The sequence below is a fragment of the Cysteiniphilum litorale genome (assembly GCF_003428165.1).
Classification (GTDB): domain Bacteria; phylum Pseudomonadota; class Gammaproteobacteria; order Francisellales; family Francisellaceae; genus Caedibacter; species Caedibacter litoralis.
Genome location: NZ_QLIQ01000165.1, coordinates 1 through 686 on the forward strand (window position 1 = coordinate 1; position 686 = coordinate 686).

Consider the following 686-nt stretch of genomic DNA (forward strand, 5'->3'; position numbering starts at 1 on the left):
CCCTTAAACAACTGACTCTTTTTGATAAACCCAGAACCATCCAGCACCAGCGCTAAGGTCACTAACATGCAGTCGCTGCGTTTTTCTTTTGATCGTCCTAAAGCGCCTAGCTCATTGTCCAATGATTGACCTTCAAAATAGGTATTGGTTAAATCATAAAGCGTCACAATTTCCTCAAATTCAAACCATGTTTTCTCTCTTTGGTATAAGGCTTCTTCAATGGCATCTTTAGACTTTAACAGGACATCTGAAATGCGGTACAGGCGATTCTTGTGTAAGGTGCTAAAATCAGTCTGTAGCACCTCATCTAGCGCACTTTTGGTTTTTAAAACTTCACACGTCCTCACCTCACTGGCAGGGTACAATGTGCGCGCTAAAATCGTGGCTAGCGCGTCTTGGCACTCGCTATTGGATAAACCACATGTGCTTAGAACCTGTGGCAAATGCAGGTCTTGCGCTGCTTTGTGGACAAGGCTTTCGGCACCAATACTTTTAATATCAAAGGATTCAACAGAGGAAATATCTACTTGCTCATAGTGTGATTCTGTTGGTGTTGTATTAAATAACGCTTCACCGTGCTTTTTAATCACAAGAGCGCTTAAGCGACGTGCTTCTGCTTCGATATGATCATCAACATTCAATAGCGCATGCTCAGCGCCATGGAGTAAGTCTTTAACGCGATCGGT

At 43.1% G+C, this 686-nt stretch carries 1 pseudogene; it reads right to left on the minus strand.

The features are described from left to right. Positions 1-686 (minus strand): annotated as a pseudogene (locus tag DNJ75_RS15080) (IS1634 family transposase); the annotation flags it as partial.